Annotated in this window: 1 protein-coding gene and 1 pseudogene; both read right to left on the bottom strand. The window is 74.6% G+C overall.

Going from position 1 to position 1,099, the window contains the following annotated elements; all coding sequences use genetic code 11:
- Positions 1-163 (bottom strand): annotated as a pseudogene (locus tag ND748_RS35235) (aldolase/citrate lyase family protein); the annotation flags it as partial.
- The gene (locus ND748_RS32530) at positions 153-695 is read right to left on the bottom strand and encodes a MaoC family dehydratase (protein WP_251750093.1); all 543 of its coding nucleotides are present in this window, start codon (positions 693-695) and stop codon (positions 153-155) included. The pseudogene ND748_RS35235 and the gene ND748_RS32530, both read right to left, overlap by 11 nt.
- Positions 696-1,099 lie beyond the last annotated feature (404 nt).

Here is a 1,099-nt window from a genome sequence, read left to right as displayed (position 1 = left end):
GGGCCGCCACCAGCGCCGCCCGGGCCGCGGGCCGCGCCGGGGGGGCCACGCCGTCCTCCAGGTCGAGGATGACGAGGTCCGCGGCGTCCGCCGCCCGGGCGAAGCGATCCGGCCGGTCCGCGGGGCAGAACAGCAGCGTCGTGCCCCCGAGCTCAGCCGACATCAGAACGCGCCCCGTCCCGCTCGGCCGAGGCCGAACCCGGCGTTCCCGTGGGCCGAAGGAGCATCAGCGCCGAGCGGGTCGCGATGGCCACCACCACGCCGTCCTGGTTGCGTGCCGTGTGCTCGAACTCGACGACGCCCGTGTCCGACCGGCTGCTCGACAGCCGCCGGCTGCGCACGACCGTCTCCGCGTAGAGGGTGTCGCCCACAAACACCGGCGCGGGGAAGCGCACCGCGCCGAAGCCGAGGTTCGCCACCGTCGTGCCCTGGGTCAGTTGCGCCACCGACAGGCCCACCAGCGTCGACAGCGTGAACAGGCTGTTGACCAGCCGCTGCCCGAACGGCTGCGTCGCGCTCCAGGCCTCGTCGAGGTGCAGCGCCTGCATGTTCATCGTCAGCGTCGTGAACAGGGTGTTGTCCGCCTCCCCCACCGTGCGGCCCGGCCGGTGCCGGTACACGACCCCCTCGGCCAGCTCGTCGTAGTAGAGCCCGCGCTGCTCGACGACGGGCCGGCCGTCCACCGTGGCCGCCATCAGCAGGCAACCGGCGTGGCGGGCGGCCGACCGACGTGCGCCGTGCCGGCACGGGAAACCGAAGCGCGCATGACCACTCTCCTCTGGTCCAGGGCGAGCGCACGCGGCTTCACCTCGTCGACGACGCTGCCGTCGACGACGATGCCCCGGCGCCCTGCCCACCGACCGGACCGCCGCGCCATCCCGGCCGGCGTCCGTTTCCCCCAACGAAGACGGACCGGGGCAAGCTGAACGAACGCCCGCTCATCTGCCCGTCACGGGCAAGCCTAGCCGCAGGCGGGGCCAGACGACGCCGTGCGCGCGGCGAGCGTCGAGAAGGTGTCCAGGCCGATATCGGAGCGGCGGTGGGGCGGTGGGGCGGCCGACCGGACCGGCGGGCGCGGCGGTGAGGCGGCCGACCGGAC

Source organism: Frankia sp. AiPs1, assembly GCF_023716945.1.
In the GTDB taxonomy this organism is placed as follows: domain Bacteria; phylum Actinomycetota; class Actinomycetes; order Frankiales; family Frankiaceae; genus Frankia.
This window is presented reverse-complemented; position numbering and strand designations above follow the sequence as displayed.

Excerpts from the sequence above, each read along its gene's own strand:
- ND748_RS32530 (WP_251750093.1), bottom strand. The coding sequence starts at position 695 with ATGGCGGCCACGGTGGACGGCCGGCCCGTCGTCGAGCAGCGCGGGCTC.